The organism is Paenibacillus sp. M2 (genome assembly GCF_046713495.1).
In the GTDB taxonomy this organism is placed as follows: domain Bacteria; phylum Bacillota; class Bacilli; order Paenibacillales; family Paenibacillaceae; genus Paenibacillus; species Paenibacillus amylolyticus_B.
This window is the reverse complement of sequence record NZ_CP169648.1, coordinates 818903-841572: the sequence shown is the minus strand read 5'-3', so window position 1 is coordinate 841572 and position 22670 is coordinate 818903. Positions and strand designations below refer to the sequence as shown.

Sequence of the window (22670 nt, the reverse complement as noted above, 5' to 3'; positions counted from 1 at the left end):
TCGGGTAACTGTACCAGCCACATGCGACTGGCCATCACATACACCTTTTTATAACTTCGTGCGCAGTTCCTGCACGTATCGCATAATCGTAATCGCTTAATCCAAGGATGGATGAATACTCGGTCTAAGGCTACTGCCCCTTATCCCCGAATACCATGATCCTTGTTGTTCAGCTGCTCCAGAAGTTCATTCATCGCTTCTTCCGTCATGGCCCCACCGCTAAACGCAACCAGTGCACGCAGAGGCATATATTTCATCATCGCATCCATCATATCCGCATGATCACCAGCATCATCACCGCCGAACCCGCTAGCCTCCTGGAATTGTTGCAAAGCCTGGTCCAGCAGCTGTTTATGGGCCGGATCACGTTGGATATCACCCAATGTACTATTACGCGTATAGGTTGGCATGAATGTCGCTGTAGACTCTACATTCACACGTGTGTGCACATGAATGTCCCGTGAGGAGCTGCCTACCTGAATCTCGAACTCTCCGGTCTCCACATGCCAGTCCTTCATATCTACGTTGTAATAGGCGAATGAACGTTTGTTTAGTGTGAAGCTCACCACTTTGGACTCTCCAGGTTCAAGGGCCACCTTGGCAAATCCTTTTAATTCTCTCACCGGACGGATAACTGTGCTCTCTACGTCGCTGACATATAACTGTACAATCTCCTTGCCCGCTCTGTCACCAGTATTGGTGACCCGAACTTGCACATTCACCTCATCCTGATCGGTCAGTTCCGTGCGATCTACCTTCAGATCAGCATATTCAAATGTTGTATAACTCAGTCCATAACCAAATGGAAACAGTGGCTCCAGCTCTTTTTTATCATAATAGCGGTAACCAACAAAGATGCCTTCCCGGTAATCAACACGATCCCCTTCACCCGGGAAATTCAGATAAGATGGATTATGACTGAGCTTGGCAGGGAACGTCTCTGCCAGTTTACCGGACGGATTCACCTCTCCATACAACAGATCAGCTATCGCTCCACCAACGGCCTGTCCACCAAGATAAGCTTCAAGCACGGCTTGTACTTGAGGCAGCCAAGGCATCTCCACTGGAGATCCATTGCTCAGCACAACGACCACACGGGATTGAACCTTCGCAATCTCTTCGATCAGACGAATATGATTGTCAGGCAGACGCAGATGGGCACGATCATACCCTTCGGATTCATAACGATCCGGCAATCCGACGAACACTACGGCGGTATCCGCTGACTGCGCTGCCTGAACAGCCTCATGCATCAATGTTTCATCCACATCATCCGCTTCAATCCGATAACCTGGAGCATATGAGAAGGTTACACCTTCGCCAGCCACCTGCGTCATCTCTTCCACAATATCATCCACTTTGGTCGGATTAATGTGCGAACTTCCCCCGCCCTGGAAGCGAGGTTTGCGAGCAAATGCCCCGATTAACGCCACTTTGCCTTCACGACCCAGCGGCAGGAGACCTTCTTCATTTTTCAGCAAAACCATACTCTCGGCTGCCACCTTGCGCGCAAGTTGGTGATGCTCATCCTTATTATATGTAGCCCCATCTTGCTTTTGATCAACAGCATTAAAGATCAGCGTAAGCAAACGCTCCACCGCCCGATCCAGCTTGTCCAGCGGCAGTTGTCCGTTCTCTACAGCATCGATCACTTTACGCTCACCAATTCCACCACTTGTGGGCATCTCCAGTTCCAGTCCTGCTGCAAGGGCGTCTGCACGTTCATTGACCGCGCCCCAGTCGGATACCACAAGACCTTCGTGTCCCCATTCGTCTTTCAGGATATCCGTAAGCAACCATTCATTCTCACCAGCATACGTACCGTTCACCTTATTGTAGGAACACATCACCGTCCACGGCTGTCCATCCTTCACCGCACCTTCAAAGCTCGCCAGATAAATCTCGCGCAGCGTCCGTTCATCCACCACCGCATCAATCGACATGCGCCGTTCTTCCTGATTATTGACCGCAAAGTGTTTGAGAGATGTACCCACACCCTGGCTCTGCACACCTTGAATATGACCGGTAGCCATCTGCGTAGATAACAATGGATCTTCGGAAAAGTATTCAAAATTACGTCCTCCCAGCGGGGAACGTTTAATATTTACACCCGGTCCAAGTAATACCGCTACATCCTCGGCCTGACACTCCTCCCCCAAGGCCACCCCGACCTGACGCGCCAGCTCCTTGTCCCATGAACTAGCCAGTCCTGCCGCAGAAGGGAAACAGGTTGCAGGCACGCTCGACGTCAGACCCAGATGATCCGCACTTCCATCCTGCTTGCGCAGCCCATGAGGTCCGTCCGTCACCATGATGGATGGAATGCCAAGACGCTCCACCCCTTTCAGATGCCAAAAGTCCAGTCCCGAGCACATACCCGCTTTTTCTTCCAGTGTCATCTGCTGTACCAGTTCCTTGATGTTACGTTCCACATTAACCCCTCCAGTTCATGATGTTGATGCATAGCTATATCACTAAGCATACAAGGTTATCTACCACACATTCAAATGTTTACCCGGTTAGTAACGGTTACATAACACCAGTCAATCATTTCTTCTTCCTAAAGATGATCAAAATAAAAAGGAAAAACAGCCCGATCTTCTCGATCAGGCTGTCTCTATACGTTTCATAACCGTCTATCCACCCAATTTACGCCTGTGTCTTAAACCAAGCTGCCGCGGCTTCTGCCTCGGTACGAGTCAACTGATGACCCTGACGCTCCCAATGTGTGTTTACATCGGCACCTGCACCGCTCAGTAGCGAAGCAAGTTCCTCCGTTTCACGTCTTGGTACGATCGGATCGTTCTCGCCCGCACCAATGAACACAGGCAGACCTTTCAGATCCGGCAGTTCCAGTCCGCGCAGCGGTACCATCGGGTGATGCAGAATTGCACCTTTGAATACATCTGCTTGATGGAAGATCAAGCTTGCCGCAATGTTGGCCCCGTTAGAGTAACCCAGTGCATACACGTTGGACCGATCGAAACCGTATTCCACCGCAGCTGCATCGACAAAAGATCCCAGCTCTGCCGTACGAGCAATCAGATCTTCTTCATCAAAAACACCTTCGGCTAGACGGCGGAAGAAACGGGGCATCCCGTTCTCCGATACATTACCCCGCACCCCAAGTATGCCAGCTCCTGGTGCGATCATCTCCGCCAGACCGATCAGATCATTCTCGGTTCCGCCTGTGCCATGAAGCAACAGGATTGTTGGCGCATCCGGCTGAGCACCTGCTTTATAGATATGTTTCATTGTATTGGTTGTGGTCATGATTTGGACTCTCCTTTCCATTCACGTACTTCAATTCGTGGCAACAATTGTTCAATCTGCTCACGCTGTGGTTCATACCATTCAGGCAACATCAGTTTCTCACCCATGCTCTCTGCTGGTTCATCCCGTGCAAATCCCGGAGGATCCGTAGCCAGTTCGAACAGTATACCACCCGGCTCCCGGAAATACACAGCGTTGAAGTATTGACGGTCAATGACTGGCGTTGGATGATATCCGGATTGTTCAAGATCCTGCTGAATTTGTTCATGCTCCACGTAATCTTTGGCACGCCATGCAATATGGTGAACCGTTCCGGATCCACCAATCCCGCGTTGGATGCCTGTGGACTGAATATCGATGATCTGACCGATATCGCCACTTGCCTGAAGACGAAGGAGTCCGTTCTCTTCACCGACTTGCTCCAGACCCAGTTTGCTCACCAGGACGTCCATGGTTTTTTCAGGAACGTGGCTGAACAATACAGCTCCGCCAAATCCTTTAATGGCATGCTCCGGTGTCACACCGTTGAAACTCCAGTTGCTTGGCTGACCGCCTTCACGCTCAACCAGTTCAAGCAACAGACCGCCTTTGTCGAAGAAACGAATGTACTGCTCACCAAATCTGGTTTTATTTTCATATGGAATGTCAAAGGAAGCAAGACGTTCTTTCCAGAAAGGCAGGCTTCCTACAGGAACCGCATATACGGTAACTCCAGTCTGACCGGAACCAATGACACCTCTTCTTGAATTTTGCTGTGGGAAAAAGGTAATGATTGTGCCCGGTGCACCCTGCTCATTCCCATAATACAAGTGATACACGTCTGGTGCATCAAAGTTAATTGTTTTTTTCACCAGTCTGAGCGCCAACACACCTGCGTAAAAATCAACGTTTTTCTGTGCATCGTCAACAAAAGCTGTAATATGATGAATTCCTGAAGTTCTGAACATAATCTCCACTCCCTTGGTTTTAGTTGTATCATAGGTTGTTTTTGCTTCTTTTATTTGTTGTTCTTTGTTATTTATCTTTAATTTAAGATTCTTTAAATTTATATTAATCCATTGGACCTCAATATGCAAGCTTTTATTTTAAAATTAAGATTGAATACAAAAAGCAGGCCCCGATCACTCCGGGAACCTGCTTAGCATTATAAAGATTGATTAGGTTGTTTCGTATTCCTCTATTACTTTTGTATTACTGCTTATTAAACCAGTTTCATTCTTTTGGGTGGATTCACCAAATCTTTATGCTCGTATTCATCCTTGATGTCTCCGACAATCTCTTCAAGGATATCCTCCATCGTAACCATACCTACCGTAGCACCTGCCTCGTTTTTCACGGTGGCAATGTGTACACGGCTCTGCTGCATCTGGATCAGTACATCCTTAATTGGAGAACGCTCGGAAAAACTCGGCGTATTGTGAACAAATGTCTCCATATTGAAATCTCTGCCCGCAGCCACACTCGTCAGCATTTCTTTTGTATTAATAAAGCCAACAAAATGAGCCTGATCCCCATTTGCAATGACAGGGTATCGCGTGTATTCATGTCGATTTAGCGTCTCAATGATCTGATCAATCGGCATTTCCTTATTCAGAGTAACAATTTTATCTCTTGGAATCATAATCTCCTGAAGCAGACGCTCATCAAAAGCAAAAATGTTTTTGAGATAGTCCAGCTCCGTCTGGTTGATCTCGCCACTCTCGTAGCTCTGTGCCATAATCAGCTTCAGCTCTTCTTCGGAGTGAACGGTATCATGCCCGGCAGGTTTTACACCAAATATGCCAAGCAACAGACGAGCAGCTCCATTCAGCGCGTAGATGAATGGATTCATGATTTTACCGAACCAGTACAGTGGTGGTGCCAGCAACAGCGTCATTCTCTCTGCAAATTGAATCGCCAGTGTTTTCGGTGCCAATTCACCAATAACCACGTGCAGGAACGTAATTATCGCCAGAGCAATACCATAGGAAAGCACGGTAGATAACGCCGCCGGCACTTCCATTCGTTCAAACAACGGATGCAGCATTTTCTCAACGGTAGGTTCACCCAAGGCTCCCAATACCAGCGCCGTGATGGTAATCCCCAATTGACATGCCGACAGATAATAATCCAGGTTGTGCGCCACTTTTTTGGCCAGTACTGCCTTTTTGTTCCCTTCAGAGATCAATTGATCGATTCGGGACATCCGTACTTTAAGAATTGCAAATTCGGCTCCAACGAAAAAGGCTGTCAGACCTATAAATACGGCTACTAAAAATAAATTCAAGGCTATTATTCCGTCCAATGATTTCCCTCAGGTTGAGGGATTCACCTCCAAGTAAAATTTATATTAAGGTTGCTCAGACCACTCCGATGACAGAATAACCTTCCGAACGCTGTTATCCCCAGATTTTTTAGATCCTTATATAAAAGGGGAAAATCCGGGGATAAAGGCGGACGCTTCGCTTCTTCAGTCTATTCTGTCCTCTCCGTTATCGCAAAAACATTTAAATTTAAAAAATTTCCGGGTAAGATTACGCCAGATCGCTTGCAGCTTCCTCAACCTGCGCGCCGCTCACTCGTTCCAGAAGAACTTGTTTGATGTGATAATTTTCGGTATCCACAACAGTCCAGACATAATCGCCGTGTTCTACCGTGTCGCCTTTTTCCACACCTACACCCTTCTGGTACTGAATCCATCCGGCCACGGTATCCATCTCTTCGTTTCCTTCAAAGCTAAGCCCGAACTGCCGCTCCACTTCATCCAAAAGTACCCGGCCATTAATGAGATATTGATTCTCTCCGGTCTCCTGAATATCGGCCACCTCATCGGCATCGAATTCATCGCGAATCTCACCAACTAGCTCCTCCAGAATATCCTCCATCGTAATGATACCCGAGGTACCGCCGTATTCATCCACGACCACGGCCATGTGTACACGTTCCTGCTGCATTTTAATCATCGCATCCTGGATACTTGTAACTTCGGAAACGAATGGGATCTCACGAACGAACTCGCTTAGTTGATATGATCTTGCGGCTACCATGTCAGGCAAAATCTTTTTCACATTCACAACGCCGATGATGCGATCCTTGTCCCCATCCTCGATGACAGGGTAACGTGAATAGTTATGTTCATCCAATATAGGAATAATATCGTCATAGGTCATATCCTGATCTAATGTCACCAGTTCTGTACGAGGTACCATGATGTCTTTGGCATCACGTTCGTCGAACACAAATACATTTTCCAGATATGAAAGCTTGGTCTTGTTGTTCTCGTCTCCTTCATAACTCTGGTTCATGATGATTTTGATCTCGTCCTCCGAGTAGGCTTGATCATGTTTGGCAGGCTTTACACCGAATCCTCGCAGAAGAACACGTGAGGTTCCATTAAGCGCCCAGATGAATGGGTACATGATTTTACCAAACCAATATAGAGGCGGCGAGAGTAATAACGTCAGTTTTTCCGAAAACTGAATCGCCAATGTTTTGGGTGCCATCTCACCAACAACCACATGCAAAAACGTGACGAGGATAAAGGCAATCGCATAGGAAGCAATGGATGAGATCGAAGCAGGTACGTCTAAATAATTGAATACCGGGTATAACAATCTCTCAACCGTCGGTTTTCCGAGTGCTCCCAGTCCTAGAGCAGTGACCGTGATACCGAGCTGACAGGCTGACAGATAATAATCCAGGTCCGAGACAACTTTTTTGGCGAGTACAGCCTTTTTATTGCCTTCCGCAACCAGTTGATCCACTCTTGATGTACGAATTTTGACTACAGCGAACTCCGATGCTACGAAAAATGCAGTCAATGCAATCAAGATAATAAGTAAAGCGATATTCAATATGGTAATTATGTCCAATGATTTCCCCGATTCTCAGGGATTCACCTCCAGAGATAGTTACAGCGTGATCCGTTAACTGTGTTAACCATTCATCAGCTGTTAGTCTTACAACAACGACGTCTGCCTTATATAAAATCGATTTCAATGATAATTTTTGTATAAGTCTTACGTATGACCTTGTAAAATTACAAAACAGGAATTCAAGATGAAGTCAATGACTTGCAGAAACTTCTTCATTCAAATCGGGTTTACCCCTCATGCTGTCAATTGTTCCTCGCTTAACTCCACCTAGATTCGCCATTTGGACAATTTACAATATCGCCTACCCAATAGATATCCACCTCCCCTCTTACTCATTCCTGTTTCCGAAAAGTATACCATGTTTCCCGCTCAACCATCCAGTTGCACGTTATGGTTTGGAACAAGGTTACAGTATAATGTTCACAAATTAGTCTCTATGTATGTTACGTACTTTCTATAATATGATGGTTATTACCTCATAATGTGATAATCTTCACATGTTTAGTATAGTCCAATTTATAAAAATACTACCCTTTAGTTTAGAGCGTTAAACATGCGTGATCATCCTGATCCACTCCTAATTTGCGTCTTTCCCAAGGCTTTCTCGTATGGACGAGTCCGGCCGTTTACACAAGATACATCTGTATACGCAGCAAAGAGCCCGCAGGATGCAAATACCTTTTCGGTATAGATCTTTACGGGCTCTTGTATTTATTCTATACGAGTGCTTTGGCAGCAATGTCTGTCCGCTGATGTTTACTATCAAAACGGATACGCTCCGCCTGTGCATAGGCTTTGTTTCTAGCTTCGGCAATATCCGTACCAAGGCCAACTACGCCCAGGATTCGTCCACCATTCGTAACCCAGTCTCCCGCTTCACTACGCGCTGTACCTGCGTGGAATACCACAGCATCATCTACTTGGTTCAGTCCTTCAATGACTACACCTTTGGCATAAGGTCCCGGATATCCTCCTGAAGCAAGCACCACACATACTGCGGCTTCATCACTCCATTCAATCTCAATGTCAGCCAGCTTGCCATGAACGGTTGCCCAGAAGATATCGAACAAGTCGCTCTTCAGACGTGGCAATACAACCTGTGTTTCCGGATCCCCAAAACGTGCATTGAACTCAATCGTTTTGGGTTTGCCATCCGGCGAGATCATCAACCCGGCAAACAATACGCCTTGGAATGGACGCCCCTCGGATACCATTGCCTTGGCCGTTGGTTTGATGATCGTCTCCACGGCTTCTTCAATAATGGATGCAGGGATATGTGGCAATGGTGAGTATGTACCCATACCGCCTGTGTTTGGCCCCTGGTCATTGTCGAATACAGGTTTGTGATCCTGTGCTGCGGCCATCGGACGAACCGTCTCTCCATCAACAAAGGCCAGAATGGACATTTCCTGCCCTGCGAGGAATTCCTCGATGATCACTTTGGCTCCCGCTTCACCAAATACCTTCTCCACCATGATGCTGCGCAGAGCCTGATCAGCCTCATCACGGGAATAAGCTACCGTCACACCTTTGCCCGCTGCCAGTCCATCTGCCTTGATGACAACCGGAATCGCTTGCTCATTCAGGTATGCTTGAGCCTGTTCGTAGTTGTCGAATTTCTCATAGGCTGCGGTTGGAATGTTGTACTTTTGCAGCAGGTCCTTCATGAACGTTTTACTTCCTTCGATCTCTGCTGCATTGCGACGAGGTCCGAATACCGGAATACCTGTCGAATCAAATGCATCCACGATCCCATCTGCCAGCGGATCATCTGGACCAATAACCACTAATCCCACTTTAAGCTCTACAGCAAGAGCCGTTAGTTTATCAAATTCATTTACCGCAATGGCATGACACTCAGCGAGCTGAGCAATACCTGCATTTCCCGGTGCACAGTGAATCTTGTCTACCTTTGGACTCTTCGCCAGCGCCCAGATGATTGCATGCTCCCGGCCACCGCCGCCTACTACCAGAATATCCATTCGCTCTGTTCCCCCTCCGTGCATAACTGGATTTGTTACGCTACTGCGTATTGAACAACCTAAAAAAGAGGGGGTGTACCATAAGTCATAAGTATGACTGGCGACACCCCTTATTAAATCTTTTTTGCTCTAGTGTTTGAAGTGACGAACGCCTGTGAAGACCATGGCAATTCCGTATTCATTGGCTACTTTGATGGATTCTTCATCTTTGATCGAACCACCAGGTTGAATCACCGCTGTAATTCCGGCTTTTGCTGCCAGTTCCAGCGTATCACCCATTGGGAAAAACGCATCCGATGCCAGAATAGCACCTTTTGCTTGCTCGCCAGCTTGCTCAATCGCAATTTTGGCTGCACCCACACGATTCATTTGTCCAGCGCCCACACCTACCGTCATATCATTCGCAGCAAGTACAATCGCGTTGGATTTCACGTGTTTAACTACTTTCCAGCCAAACAACAGCTGTTTCAGTTCTTCTTCCGATGGCGCACGATCCGTAACCACGTTCAGCTCGCTCGCTTCAATGGAGTGAACATCAGACTGTTGCACGATCATGCCGCCGTCGATGGACGTAACCACGAATTGGCTCTCCCGTTTACGAGCAGCATTCAACTCACCTGTTTTGAGCAAACGAATGTTTTTCTTCTTCGTCAGGATATCGAGAGCCTCTTGTGTAAAGTCAGGAGCAAGCACGATTTCCAGGAAAATCTCGCTCAATTTAGATGCTGTATCGCTGTCGATAATGCGGTTCGCTGCCACAATGCCACCAAAGATAGACGTTGGATCTGCAGCATATGCCTTGCTGTAAGCTTCATAGATACTTGCGCCAATGCCCACGCCACATGGATTCATATGTTTAACCGCGACAACAGCCGGTTCTTCAAACTCTTTGACAATCTGCAATGCTGCGTTCGCATCGTTGATGTTATTGTAAGACAACTCTTTGCCATGCAATTGCTCGGCTGTTGTCAATGTATCTTGAGCAGCCAGCGGTTTGCGGTAGAATGCCGCTTGCTGGTGTGGATTTTCGCCGTAACGCAAATCCTGGAGTTTTTCGTAAGTAACCGTTAGACGCTCTGGCAACGGATCACCGTTCAGGTTGGAGAGATAGTCAGAAATAACTGCATCGTAAGCCGCTGTATGGCGGAACACTTTTGCCGCAAGCCGTTTGCGTGTTTCGAGAGTGGTATCTCCATTGCTGCGAACTTCTTCAAGCACCTTGCCGTAATCTGCTGTGTCAACAACGACACTAACAAAAGCATGGTTTTTGGCAGCAGAACGAAGCATGGTAGGACCACCAATATCGATGTTCTCGATCGCATCTTCGTACGTCACATCGGGTTTAGCGATAGTATCTTGGAAGGGGTACAGGTTCACGACAACAAGGTCGATATAATCCAGTCCGTTCTCTTCCATCTGGCGCTTATGCTCTTCGCTGTCACGAACAGCCAGCAACCCACCATGCACTGCCGGATGCAATGTTTTGACACGTCCGTCCATAATTTCCGGAAATCCGGTCACATCCGAAATTCCGATGACAGGTACGCCTTCCTTCGACAACAGGCTGCTTGTACCTCCTGTCGAAATAATCTCCACACCCATTTGCGACAGCTCGCGGCAAAAGTCCACGATGCCTGTTTTATCCCATACGCTGACCAGCGCTCTTTTGATACTCACAATATGCTCCTCCTTTAATGTCCCATGGCTTCGCGTTTCCTGACGAAACACAGCCGATTTATTTCCCGAGAAATATCACAAAATGCGTACCAATTTTCGACTTCTGTTATATAAGTGGTATCAAACCGGTTTGTTAACAGTGACGTGACGCCCATTCAATTGAACCAAACCTTGAGCGAACCAAGATACCACTTCGGGGTATAACTGCTGTTCGGCCGCATGAATGGAACGGCTGATTGACTCAGGCGTATCCTTTGGCAAAATGGGAACCGGATGCTGGGCAATAATCGGTCCAGTATCCATGCCTCCGTCCACAAAATGCACGGTCACACCCGTAACTTTCACACCGTATTCGATAGCCTGTCCAATCGCATCCTTGCCTGCAAATGCCGGCAGCAAGGACGGATGAATGTTAATCAACCGCCCAGCGTAACGATCCACCACAACCGAAGTCAGCAATCTCATATATCCCGCAAGAACGACCAAGTCGATCTTTTTGGATTCAAGCACTTCCACGATCTCTGCCTCATAAGCTTCACGGGAAGCATAATTTTTCGGAGTAAACAGATGACAATCCACGCCTGCATCCTGTGCCCGCTGCACAACACGTGCAGACGGTTTATCACACACGAGCAGATCCACGGATGCATTCAGCCCACCGTTTCGTACTGCATCAACCAATGACTGAAAGTTGGTCCCTTCACCCGAGGCAAATACAGCTATGCGGTAGTTCGCCATTAAACATCCGCTCCCGTGAAGGTTACTCGCGCATCTCCTTCAGTAACACGGCCAATGATGTACGCTTCTTCACCAGATGCTTTCAATTGTTGCAGTGCTTCCGTTGCATCTGCTTCATTAACGACCAGTACAAGCCCAACACCCATGTTAAATGTGGTGAACATGTCACGGTTCGAGACAGATCCCTTTTCCTGTAACAGGTTGAAGATCGGCAGGATCGGCCAAGAGCCGTAGTCAATATCCACATTCACGTTGCTCGGCAACATACGTGGGATATTCTCGATGAAGCCACCACCTGTAATGTGTGCCATGCCTTTTACTTTTACCTTTTCCAGCAGGGACAACAGGGGTTTAACATAGATTTTCGTAGGTTCCAGCAGGGAATCCCCCAGCTTACCGCCCAGTTCCGCTACTTCATCATGCAGATCAAGTCCCGCATCTTCCAACAAAAGTCTGCGTACCAGCGAGAATCCGTTACTGTGTACACCGCTAGAGGCCAATCCAATCACAGTGTCGCCAGGGGCGATGGTTGTGCCGTTGATGATCTTTGCTTTGTCCACGATGCCCACCGTGAATCCGGCAATATCGTATTCGCCTTCACTGTACATGCCCGGCATCTCTGCCGTCTCGCCACCAATCAGCGCACAACCCGATTGATGACAGCCTTCAGCGATACCCGCAACAATAGCTTCGATCTTCTCAGGAATGACTTTGTCACATGCCAGATAGTCGAGGAAGAAGAGTGGTTCTGCACCCTGTACCACAATGTCGTTCACACACATGGCTACCGCGTCAATTCCGATGGTATCGTGACGGTCCATGGCAAATGCAATCTTCAGCTTGGTGCCTACGCCATCCGTACCCGATACAAGTACAGGCTCATCGTATTTATCTTTGTTCAAACCGAACAGGGCACCGAATCCACCCAGATCTGTCATCACTTCCGGACGGAAGGTACGCTTCACGTGTTTTTTCATCCGTTCAACCGCTTCATTACCTGCCGCGATATCGACGCCGGCCTTTTTATATGCTTCGGACACAACCATCACACCCTTCGTATCTTATAAAAATTGAACCAGCGTATTAACACGTACCTCTTCGATGACTGGACAACCTTTCGATTGCCGTTATCTCCAGCTTTTATCGTGTCTATGTTAAGTCCAACCTACCTATCCTTGCTCCATCTCTAACAGATGGTTTTGTACCAATTCAAACCCGGCCACACCGAGCGTATTAAACTGACTATACTCTTCTATCGGAAGGTTACGAATGTACTCATCACCGCAGTATAAATGTCCGGCACACTGAAACACTTTCAGTTCTTCCTTTTCGGCCGTCAAAGGTGTATTACCCACGATCCTCCACGATCCGTTTCGGATATTGGCCGGAGAAGTGAATATAACGTTGCTTCTACGGTTCCCAAAAGAATAGAAGAGAAAATCGCCATCTTCCAACTTTTCGGTTTCGTCACGCTGAATGCTCATCACGCCGAACGAAAATGTCTTTTTAAAACGACCTTTAAGTGCGCATACCACCTGGCATACCGCAAATCGGCCATCCTTCATCGGAATCAGGAACACGTCACCTTCGTTATAACTCTTTCTCATCCGCATGCATTAACAGCTGCAACCGAATTTTTCTTCGCCGCCAAAGTCGAGGCGGGTTGGGTAATCATTATCAAAACATGCGAGGCAAAGCCCGCCCTTGGGATCATCCTGATTATCTCCCTGAATGGATGCAATCAGTCCATCGGGACTGAGGAACTCCAAGGAGTCCGCATTAATTTCACGACAGATTTCTTCCACCGACAGCTGTGAGGCGATCAATTCGCGGCTGTCCGGTGTATCAATGCCATAGAAACAAGGGTTTTTGAAAGGTGGCGATGTAATGCGTACATGAACTTCCGTTGCTCCTGCATCACGCAGCATGTTCACGATCCGCCGGGAGGTCGTTCCCCGTACGATGGAGTCGTCAATCATAACCACACGTTTGCCTTCCACAACGCGACGCACAGCGCTCAGCTTCATCTTCACGCCCTGCTCCCGCAATTCCTGGCTTGGCTGGATAAACGTACGTCCGGTGTATTTGTTCTTGATCATACCCATCTCATACGGAATACCTGTCTGTTCAGCATATCCAATCGCCGCCGAGATGCTGGAATCTGGTACCCCCGTAACCAAGTCCGCATCCACAAACGACTCAATCGCCATGCGGCTTCCCATCCGTTTACGGGCAGCATGTTGGTTCGCACCATTCATATCACTATCCGGACGAGCAAAATATATATATTCCATCGCACATAATGCCTTGCGGTGTTTGTGATGATCGAAGCGATCTTCATGCAGTCCATCTGCATCCAGCACAAGCAGTTCACCGGGTTCAATATCACGAATTAACTCTGCGCCAATTGTTTCCAGCGCACACGTCTCGGATGCAAACAGATACGCATCTCCGAGTTTTCCCATCGTGAGCGGACGAAGTCCGTGTGGATCGGAAGCTACGAGCAGCTTGTCATTGGTCATGATCAGAAACGCATAACCGCCAACAATGCGCTGGAATGCCTCTTTTGCCGCTTCCACAAGCCCTTTGGAGGAACGTGCAATCAGATGCGCAATAACCTCGGTATCACTTGTTGTTTGGAAAATGGAACCGCTCTGCTCCAGCTCACGGCGGATCGTTGGTGCATTTACAATGTTACCGTTGGTTGCTACTGCCAAATCGCCATCACGGTATTTGAATACCAGTGGCTGTGCGTTCGTCAGTTTACTGTCACCACTTGTTGAATACCGGACATGTCCAATGGAAATATCCCCGGTCAACGTCTGCATCAGATCTTTGGTGAACACTTCTTTCACCAGACCCATGCCGCGATGATAGTTAAACTGGCTGCCATCACTCACACACATGCCTGCACTTTCTTCGCCCCGATGTTGGAGCGCATGCAGTCCATAATAGGAGAGCGAAGCCGCATCAGGGTGTCTGTACACCCCGAACACGCCGCATTCTTCCTTCAGTTTGTCGAGTCCTTCCTTGCCGGACCCTTCATTATAATAATCGCCTGTCCACAACGGTCCTGTCATCAGTTCATGAGACATGGAATCGCATCCTCCCAGACCTGAGCCAAACCTCCTACAGGTTCGCTCACGGCTGATGTTCCGTTCAGTTCAATCGTCAGGTTACTTCCTTCTACACGTCCAATCACAGCTACAGGTACACCACGCTCACGTACAAATGCTTCAAGTTTACCCGCTTGCTCTGGCGTAGCCGACAACAAGATACGGGATTGACTCTCACTGAACAGGGCGTGATCTGCACGCAGTGCAGTCTCCACATTCACCTGTGCTCCTACGTTACCGCTGATACAAGACTCTGCGAGTGCTACAGCCAAGCCACCTTCAGACAAGTCATGTGCCGAGCGAACGAGACCGGATTGAATAGCTTCCAGCACGGTTCCCAGCAACGCTTTTTCCGTTTGCAAATTCAGTTCTGGTGGACGACCTTCCGTCTGACCATGAACCGCGTATTGCAGCTCGCTGCCGCCTAGTTCAGCTTTTGTCTCACCGAGGAGGATGATCACATCACCTTCGGATTTGAATGCTTGTGTCGTGATATGATCCGTATCATGAACGAGACCTACCATACCGACCACTGGCGTTGGATAGATGGAGCCTTTGGCGTTTTCGTTATACAGACTTACGTTACCACCGATTACTGGCGTATCCAGCACACGGCAAGCTTCCGCCATACCGTCTACCGCTTTCTCCATTTGCCAGAAAATATCCGGCTTCTCCGGGTTACCAAAGTTTAGGTTGTCCGTGATCGCCAGCGGCTCAGCACCGGAACATACAATGTTACGCGCTGCTTCACTTACGGCAATCCGTCCACCAACTTCAGGATCAAGGTACACATAACGACCATTACAGTCCGTTGTCATTGCGAGACCTTTGCGTGTGCCACGAATCGTAACTACAGCCGCATCCGAACCTGGACGAACGGCAGTGCTTGTACGCACCATGTAGTCGTATTGATCATAAATCCATTTTTTACTTGCTACTGTTGGTGAAGCCAGCACTTGTTTCAGCGCTCCGCCGAGATCCGACACTTCGTCGTAACGAAGCGTGTCGATAGAAGCACTTTGCTCGTAGTAGGCAGGTACAGATGAAGGTTTGTCATACACTGGACATTCGTCAACCAGTGCCGTTACTGGCATATCTCCGACCACTTCGCCGTGGTGGATCAATTTCAGACGGCCGTCATCCGTTACTTTACCAACTTTGGCACAGATTACGCCCCAACGTTCAAAGATTTCCATCGCCTGCGCCTCATCCTTCGGCTCAACTACGAACAACATCCGTTCTTGGGACTCAGACAACATCATCTCGTAAGGGGTCATGCCTTCTTCACGCTGTGGCACCTGATCCAGATACAGTTCCAGACCGTTACCCGCTTTACTTGCCATCTCTGCACTCGAACATGTCAGCCCCGCAGCACCCATATCCTGAATTCCGAGCACGATGCCCGTGTCAATTAATTCCAGACAAGATTCCATCACCAGTTTCTCCATAAACGGGTCACCGACCTGAACCGCTGTCCGTTGGGACTCGGATTCTTCCGTCAGTTCAACCGATGCAAAGGTTGCTCCATGAATACCATCGCGGCCTGTCGGTGGCCCAACATAATAGACTGGGTTACCTACACCTTTAGCTACACCGCGCTGGATCTTGTCATGATCAATCAGACCCACACACATCGCGTTAACCAGCGGATTGCCTTCATAGCTCTCATCAAACATCACTTCGCCACCAACGGTAGGAATACCGATACAGTTACCGTATCCAGCAATACCCGCTACCACATGTTCGAACAAATATTTAACGCGATCACTCTCCAGCTTACCGAAACGCAGGGAGTTCAGTATTGCTACCGGTCTTGCACCCATGGAGAAAATATCACGGATAATGCCGCCCACACCTGTTGCCGCACCTTGATAAGGCTCAACCGCGGAAGGATGGTTGTGGCTTTCAATTTTGAATACAACGGCCTGGTTATCACCGATATCCACGATACCGGCACCTTCACCAGGTCCCATCAGGACACGAGGTCCAGTGGTTGGGAAACGGCGCAGCAATGGCTTGGAGTTTTTATAAGCACAATGCTCGGACCACATTACACTGAACACACCAATTTCCGTGTAGTTTGGCTTGCGGCCCATGAACTCACAGATCAGCTCATACTCGCTGTCAGACACGCCCATTTGTGCGTAAAGTTTATGTTCTGCGACCTGTTCTGCTGTCGGTTCCTTAGCGGATAGCTGCTGCGTCATGCCGATCCCTCCATGCTTTCAAAATAGATGTAAACATACGTTTGCCGTCTTCCGAACCTAGCAGTGAATCCACTGCACGCTCTGGATGCGGCATCATGCCGACCACGTTTCCACCCTCGTTGCAGATTCCCGCGATATCACCTAGGGAACCATTCGGGTTCGTACCATACGTAAATACGATCTGGTTGTTCGCTTGCAGACTCGCGAGCGTCTCCTCGTCGCAATAATAGTTGCCTTCACCGTGAGCAATCGGGATGATAATCTCTTCGCCCGGTGCATAATCACGTGTAAATGGTGTATCTGCATTCGCCACTTTCAATACCGTATCGTGACAACGGAATTTCAGGGAAGTATTACGAATCAATGCACCTGGAAGCAATCCTGCTTCCGTCAGAATCTGGAATCCGTTGCAAATACCCAAAATATATTTACCTTGTTCAGCAGCTTTCGCTACCTCGTTCATTACCGGTGCAAAGCGGGAAATCGCTCCACAACGCAGGTAGTCCCCGTAAGAAAAACCACCCGGAACCAAAATACAATCATAAGCCGAAAGATCTGTAGCCGTGTGCCATACATAATCAACCTCTTGTCCAATCGCATCTTCCACTGCCTTGTAACAGTCGATGTCACAGTTGGAGCCAGGGAACACAAGAACTGCAAATTTCATGAGATTAACCCTCCAATTCGTAGCGGTAATCTTCAACAACGGTGTTGGCCAGCAGCTTTTCACACATGACTTTCAAACGTTTCTCCGCTTCCGCACGATCTGTTGTATCCAGGTTCAGTTCCATGACTTTACCGATCCGTACACTTTCCACTTCGTTAAATCCCATTGAATGCAGGGCTCCTTGAACAGCTACGCCTTGCGGGTCGAGTACGCTTTGTTTAATAGTGACATATACGGTTGCTTTGATCATGATCCTTATGTTCCTCCTCAGTAATGAACGGGATAAATGCTTTATGCTGTTAAAAAAGGGGTGTGGAGCTTGCTCCGGGGCGGATTGTTCTTTCCGGTCGCTTGTTGTCCCCAGGTTTTTTGGATTGTTTTGGCCCGCTTTGCGGTCAAAACCCGGGGACAAAGGCGAACGCTTCGCTCCTTTAAGAACAATTCCGCCCCTCCGCTAGTCCATGCGACGTTTTTTTAAAGGCCTAAACCTTTTACATTGCACGGTGTGTAATGGTCTAGACTGACCATTACGTGGAAACGGTGAATGGTCTTTACGTTACATGAGTAACTATACTGTTTTACTATTTATAGACTTCCTGTTTAATAGAAGTCTTTGTTCTTTAATTGCCTCACCCACCAGTTTGAACACTGGCGGAGGGAAAGATTTGAGCTAGAGAAGCGAAGCGTTCGCCTTTGCAACCGGAATGTTTCCTTTTGAAAAAAAGGATTCAATCAAAACATTCCGGGGGCAACAGCGATCGAAAGCCAAACTTCCCCGTAGCTCGCGCTCAAACGTTAAACTTTATTATTTCGTTAAACGATTATAAATATCGACGTATCTTGCGGTTGTTGCTTCAACTACCTCTTGCGGGAGTGGATCAGGTTTGCTGTTCTTGTCCCAATCGGTTCCAGCTAGATAGGTGCGCACTGGCTCTTTATCCATGCTGTCAATCTCGATGTCGAGTTCATAATTCTCTTTGGCCCAGAAGCGTGAAGCATCTGGCGTGAAGATTTCGTCAATCAGGATGACCTTGCCATCCACGATACCGAACTCGAATTTGCAGTCTGCCAGAATGATACCACGCTGATCACAGTAATCACGGGCGAATTCGTACAGTCGCAGGCTTTTTTCCTGAAGCTCAACTGCGAGTGCGTCTCCCACCAGTTCTTTCATGCGATCCATTGGGATGTCTTCATCATGACCAACATCGTTTTTGGCTGCCGGGGTGAAAATGGGAACTTCGAGTTTGGCGTTCTTGCGAAGTCCGTCAGGCAGTTTAATGCCATTCACTTCACCGCTCGTCTCGTATTGTCTCCATCCACCACCAGTGATGTATCCACGCACAACACATTCAATATCAATGCGTTCTGCTTTGCGGGTTACCATGATGCGGTCTTTGAGCAATTCTGGGTCTGTGACGAGATCACCCAATTGATTCACATCGGTATGAACCACGTGATTCTCCATCATGCTGCCTGTCAGTTCAAACCAGAAACTGCTGAGTTTGTTCAGTACGTTTCCTTTCTCGGGAACTGCCGGGTCCAGCACGTAATCAAAAGCCGAGATTCGGTCGGTAACCACGATCAGAAAATGTTCACCCAGATCGTACAGTTCACGTACTTTTCCTTTATATAACAGAGGTGCTTTAACGAGATCTGCCGCAGTGGACAGTGCCATGGGCTCACCTTCTTTCAGGAGATGTAAAATATAAGTTCAATTCCCCTCATCACGCGGGCCACTCCGAATGCAGAACAACCTTTCGATCGCTGTTATTCCCGGATTTTTTAATCTTACTTTCAAAGGGTTAAAATCCGGGAATAAAGGCGAACACTTCGTTTCTCCAGGTTTTTTCTACCTTCTCCGTTCCAGCGTGAACACATAATCAACCTATACTTTAGTTAGAAAAACTTGTTCCAAGCTTGATAAAGGCGCAGCGTATGCTTCCGAAGTAGCTTTCTATCAGAAACGTTTAGGTTCGCTTCTTCAGCTTATTTCTGTCCTCTGCGTTCCCTGCAAAACCATCATTCTGCGCTATAGCCTTATGGGAGTTATATATTAATCGTTCAAGCCGAGCTTTTTGAAGATGGTATCTACGTGCTTCAAGTGCCATGACGGGTTGAATGCATCTGCGATTTCTTCTGCGTTCAGCACTTCGGTGATTTCCGGTGTGGATTTCACGATATCCTGGAACTGACGTTGTTCTTCCCATGCTTGCATCGCACGTGGTTGAACGGTATCGTATGCTTGCTCGCGGCTGAAACCTTTGTCGATCAGCTTTGTCATGATGCGACCGGAGAATGGTACCCCGTAGGTGCGCTCCATGTTACGTTTCATATTTTCAGGGAATACCGTCAGGTTCTTCACGATGTTACCAAAACGATTCAGCATATAGTTCAGCAACATCGTTGCATCCGGCAGAATGATACGTTCTACGGAAGAATGTGAGATGTCGCGTTCATGCCAGAGCGTTACGTTCTCGTATGCCGATACCATATGTCCGCGAATGACGCGGGACAAGCCAGAGATGTTTTCACTACCAATTGGGTTACGCTTGTGCGGCATTGCTGAAGATCCTTTTTGACCTTTAGCAAAAGCTTCTTCCACTTCACGGAACTCACTCTTCTGCAGTGCACGTACCTCTGTAGCAAACTTGTCCAAGGACGTTGCGATCAACGCCAGTGTAGCCATATATTCTGCGTGACGGTCACGTTGCAATGTTTGAGTCGAGATTGGCGCTGGCTTTGTGCCCAGCTTCTCGCAGACAAACTCTTCAACAAACGGATCGATGTTCGCGTATGTTCCTACTGCGCCTGAGATTTTGCCGTATTGTACATTGTCTGCTGCATGACGGAAACGCTCCAGGTTCCGTTTCATCTCTTCATGCCACAACGCCATTTTCAAACCAAATGTTGTTGGCTCCGCATGCACCCCGTGTGTACGTCCCATCATTGGTGTGTGCTGATAAGCCAGTGCTTTTTCACGAAGAATTTCAATGAAATTCACGATATCCTTTTCCAGAATCTCATTCGCTTGACGCAGTACATAACCCAGAGCCGTATCCACGACATCTGTGGAAGTCAGTCCGTAGTGCACCCATTTCCGCTCCGCACCCAGACTTTCAGATACCGTACGTGTAAATGCGATAACGTCATGACGTGTTTCCTTTTCAATCTCATAGATGCGGTCGATGTCAAAAGATGCGTTCTGACGAAGCAATGCTGCTTCTTCCTTAGGGATTACACCCAGTTCGGCCCAAGCCTCACATGCACAAATTTCAACTTCCAGCCACGATTGGAATTTGTTCTCTTCGGTCCAGATGGCTCTCATTTCAGGTCTGCTATAACGTTCAATCATGAATTTGTATTCCTCCAGAGGTTAGTTTGTTCAATCCATTGCAATCCTTCTTCAACATCCTGACAAAGCAGATTCACATGCCCCATCTTACGTCCTGTTTTCGCTTCGGTTTTACCATATATGTGAAGCTTGGGAATCACACCGAGTTCTATCGCTTCTGCATCAGGTTGCCCTGTTCTGGCGATAATGCCTTCCAGATGTTCTCCAAGCACATTGACCATAACGACCGGGCTCAATAACGAAGTGTCCCCAAGTGGTAATCCGCAGATCGCACGGATATGTTGTTCGAACTGAGAAGTGGCACAAGCTTCCATCGTATAGTGACCGGAATTATGCGGTCTTGGCGCCAGTTCGTTGACGTACAGTCTTCCATCCGCCGCCACAAACAGTTCCACAGCTAGCAACCCGACAGCCTTCATCGATTCTGCAACCGCTGCTGCCAGCTTTTGAGCTTCAATCTGGATATCTGCGGCAACTCTAGCCGGTACAATGGAAGCATGCAAAATGTTATTCACATGAATGTTCTCCGCTGGCGGGAACGTTTTGATCTCCCCATTGGTACTGCGCGCAACAACGACCGAAATCTCGCATTCGAACTTGATGAATTGTTCCAGCACCAGTTCCGCACCTGTAGCGGCAAGCTCTTCGTAGGCAGCCACAGCCTCATTCGCTTCTCGAATTACACGCTGGCCTTTGCCATCGTAACCTCCAGTCACCGTCTTCAGTACACATGGCACGCCAAGTTCACTTACAGCAGCAAGCATCGTATCCGCACTCGTGATCTCACGATAAGGCGCGACTCTTACTCCAGCGGCTTCAATTGCACGTTTTTCACGTAATCGATGTTGTGTGGTGTACAATAACGCACTTCCTTGCGGAACGTAGGACTCACGTTCAAGCAGCCCAGCGACTTCTGCATCCACATTTTCGAATTCATACGTAATAACATCGCATTGCTGAGCCAGTTCAAGTGCAGCTTTGGCATCGTCATATCCTGCTTCAATCTGACGAGCAACTTGACCACAAGGTGCATCCGCAGCGGGATCAAGGGTGACAAATCGATACCCCATTGCCGTTCCTGCGAGCGTAATCATACGCCCGAGCTGTCCGCCTCCAAGAATGCCAATGGTTGTTTTCCCAGGCAGCAGGACATATTGTAGTTCTCCAGCAGTACCGGATTGATTCCCTATTCTACTCATAGTTCTTCACTGCTTTCGAGTACTTCTTGTTTGATACGCTCTCGGCGAGCTTCAGAGCGACGTTGGACATCCGGGTCAAAAGCTCCGATCATCTGAGCTGCCAGCAATCCGGCATTCGTTGCCCCTGCCTTGCCAATCGCTACAGTTGCGACGGGAATACCACCAGGCATCTGAACAATGGACAACAAGGAATCGAGACCGTTCAATGCTTTGGATTGAACCGGTACGCCAATGACTGGAAGCATCGTTTTGGAAGCGACCATACCGGGTAGATGTGCTGCCCCGCCTGCACCTGCAATGATCACCTTGAATCCTCGATCAATTGCTTGCTCTGCGTATTCAAACATCAAATCCGGTGTACGATGGGCGGAGACCACCTTTTTCTCATAACCAATCTCCAGCTCGTCCAGCACCTCGCACGCATGTTTCATCGTTTCCCAATCCGACTTGCTGCCCATAATTACAGCGACTTGCAGTGACATGAATACATCCAACTCCCGTCTGAGCTTTTTTGATTACATCAGGTATTAATGAATTCATTTTACGTGTGAAATGAAAAAATCCGCTACCCGCGAAAACATCACATTTTCTCCGGACACCGG

Annotated in this window: 18 protein-coding genes; all 18 read right to left on the bottom strand. The window is 48.1% G+C overall.

Annotated features, from left to right (window positions below):
- Nucleotides 1-140: 140 nt before the first annotated feature.
- The 18 genes from ACETMN_RS03995 to purE all read right to left on the bottom strand — a co-directional run bounded on the left by ACETMN_RS03995 (nucleotide 141) and on the right by purE (nucleotide 22550).
- Nucleotides 141-2432 (bottom strand): beta-glucosidase family protein, encoded by a 2292-nt coding sequence (locus ACETMN_RS03995; RefSeq protein ID WP_411735794.1) that lies wholly within the window; start codon nucleotides 2430-2432, stop codon nucleotides 141-143.
- Between the two features lie 217 nt (nucleotides 2433-2649).
- Nucleotides 2650-3255, bottom strand: coding sequence for an alpha/beta hydrolase (locus tag ACETMN_RS03990; RefSeq protein WP_133387405.1), 606 nt, complete (start codon nucleotides 3253-3255; stop codon nucleotides 2650-2652).
- A gap of 14 nt (nucleotides 3256-3269) precedes the next feature.
- Complete coding sequence (locus ACETMN_RS03985; RefSeq protein WP_411735793.1) at nucleotides 3270-4220, bottom strand: ring-cleaving dioxygenase; 951 nt, start codon at nucleotides 4218-4220, stop codon at nucleotides 3270-3272.
- Between the two features lie 254 nt (nucleotides 4221-4474).
- Entirely contained in the window at nucleotides 4475-5557 is a 1083-nt protein-coding gene (locus ACETMN_RS03980; RefSeq protein ID WP_036606063.1) for a hemolysin family protein, read from the bottom strand.
- A 229-nt stretch (nucleotides 5558-5786) separates the two neighbouring features.
- Entirely contained in the window at nucleotides 5787-7124 is a 1338-nt protein-coding gene (locus ACETMN_RS03975) for a hemolysin family protein (RefSeq protein ID WP_341072398.1), read from the bottom strand.
- Between the two features lie 719 nt (nucleotides 7125-7843).
- Nucleotides 7844-9109, bottom strand: a complete 1266-nt coding sequence (purD, locus tag ACETMN_RS03970) for a phosphoribosylamine--glycine ligase (protein WP_411735792.1) — start codon at nucleotides 9107-9109, stop codon at nucleotides 7844-7846.
- 129 nt (nucleotides 9110-9238) lie between these two features.
- Nucleotides 9239-10786, bottom strand: a complete 1548-nt coding sequence (purH, locus tag ACETMN_RS03965) for a bifunctional phosphoribosylaminoimidazolecarboxamide formyltransferase/IMP cyclohydrolase (protein ID WP_105602027.1) — start codon at nucleotides 10784-10786, stop codon at nucleotides 9239-9241.
- 120 nt (nucleotides 10787-10906) lie between these two features.
- A complete protein-coding gene (purN, locus tag ACETMN_RS03960; protein ID WP_105602025.1) occupies nucleotides 10907-11524 on the bottom strand; it encodes a phosphoribosylglycinamide formyltransferase in 618 nt (205 codons plus the stop codon).
- Nucleotides 11524-12564 (bottom strand): phosphoribosylformylglycinamidine cyclo-ligase, encoded by a 1041-nt coding sequence (gene purM / locus ACETMN_RS03955; protein ID WP_347388609.1) that lies wholly within the window; start codon nucleotides 12562-12564, stop codon nucleotides 11524-11526. Before purM ends, purN begins: the two co-directional genes overlap by 1 nt.
- Before the next feature lie 129 nt (nucleotides 12565-12693).
- The gene (locus ACETMN_RS03950; RefSeq protein ID WP_411735791.1) at nucleotides 12694-13131 is read right to left on the bottom strand and encodes an immunity 26/phosphotriesterase HocA family protein; all 438 of its coding nucleotides are present in this window, start codon (nucleotides 13129-13131) and stop codon (nucleotides 12694-12696) included.
- A gap of 9 nt (nucleotides 13132-13140) precedes the next feature.
- Nucleotides 13141-14619, bottom strand: a complete 1479-nt coding sequence (gene purF, locus ACETMN_RS03945; protein WP_105602024.1) for an amidophosphoribosyltransferase — start codon at nucleotides 14617-14619, stop codon at nucleotides 13141-13143.
- Nucleotides 14604-16847, bottom strand: coding sequence for a phosphoribosylformylglycinamidine synthase subunit PurL (gene purL / locus ACETMN_RS03940; RefSeq protein ID WP_105602022.1), 2244 nt, complete (start codon nucleotides 16845-16847; stop codon nucleotides 14604-14606). Before purL ends, purF begins: the two co-directional genes overlap by 16 nt.
- On the bottom strand, nucleotides 16825-17514 hold the full coding sequence (gene purQ, locus ACETMN_RS03935; RefSeq protein ID WP_124118546.1) for a phosphoribosylformylglycinamidine synthase subunit PurQ: 690 nt from the start codon (nucleotides 17512-17514) through the stop codon (nucleotides 16825-16827). The genes purL and purQ overlap by 23 nt, the downstream gene beginning before the upstream one ends.
- A gap of 4 nt (nucleotides 17515-17518) precedes the next feature.
- Nucleotides 17519-17764 (bottom strand): phosphoribosylformylglycinamidine synthase subunit PurS, encoded by a 246-nt coding sequence (purS, locus tag ACETMN_RS03930; protein ID WP_017690695.1) that lies wholly within the window; start codon nucleotides 17762-17764, stop codon nucleotides 17519-17521.
- 555 nt (nucleotides 17765-18319) lie between these two features.
- Nucleotides 18320-19192, bottom strand: coding sequence for a phosphoribosylaminoimidazolesuccinocarboxamide synthase (locus ACETMN_RS03925; RefSeq protein ID WP_105602021.1), 873 nt, complete (start codon nucleotides 19190-19192; stop codon nucleotides 18320-18322).
- A 378-nt stretch (nucleotides 19193-19570) separates the two neighbouring features.
- The gene (purB, locus tag ACETMN_RS03920) at nucleotides 19571-20869 is read right to left on the bottom strand and encodes an adenylosuccinate lyase (protein ID WP_105602019.1); all 1299 of its coding nucleotides are present in this window, start codon (nucleotides 20867-20869) and stop codon (nucleotides 19571-19573) included.
- Nucleotides 20866-22068 carry a 5-(carboxyamino)imidazole ribonucleotide synthase gene (purK, locus tag ACETMN_RS03915; RefSeq protein ID WP_411735790.1) on the bottom strand — a complete coding sequence of 401 codons (1203 nt, stop codon included), beginning with the start codon at nucleotides 22066-22068 and terminating at the stop codon, nucleotides 20866-20868. Before purK ends, purB begins: the two co-directional genes overlap by 4 nt.
- On the bottom strand, nucleotides 22065-22550 hold the full coding sequence (gene purE, locus ACETMN_RS03910; RefSeq protein WP_105602018.1) for a 5-(carboxyamino)imidazole ribonucleotide mutase: 486 nt from the start codon (nucleotides 22548-22550) through the stop codon (nucleotides 22065-22067). Before purE ends, purK begins: the two co-directional genes overlap by 4 nt.
- Nucleotides 22551-22670 lie beyond the last annotated feature (120 nt).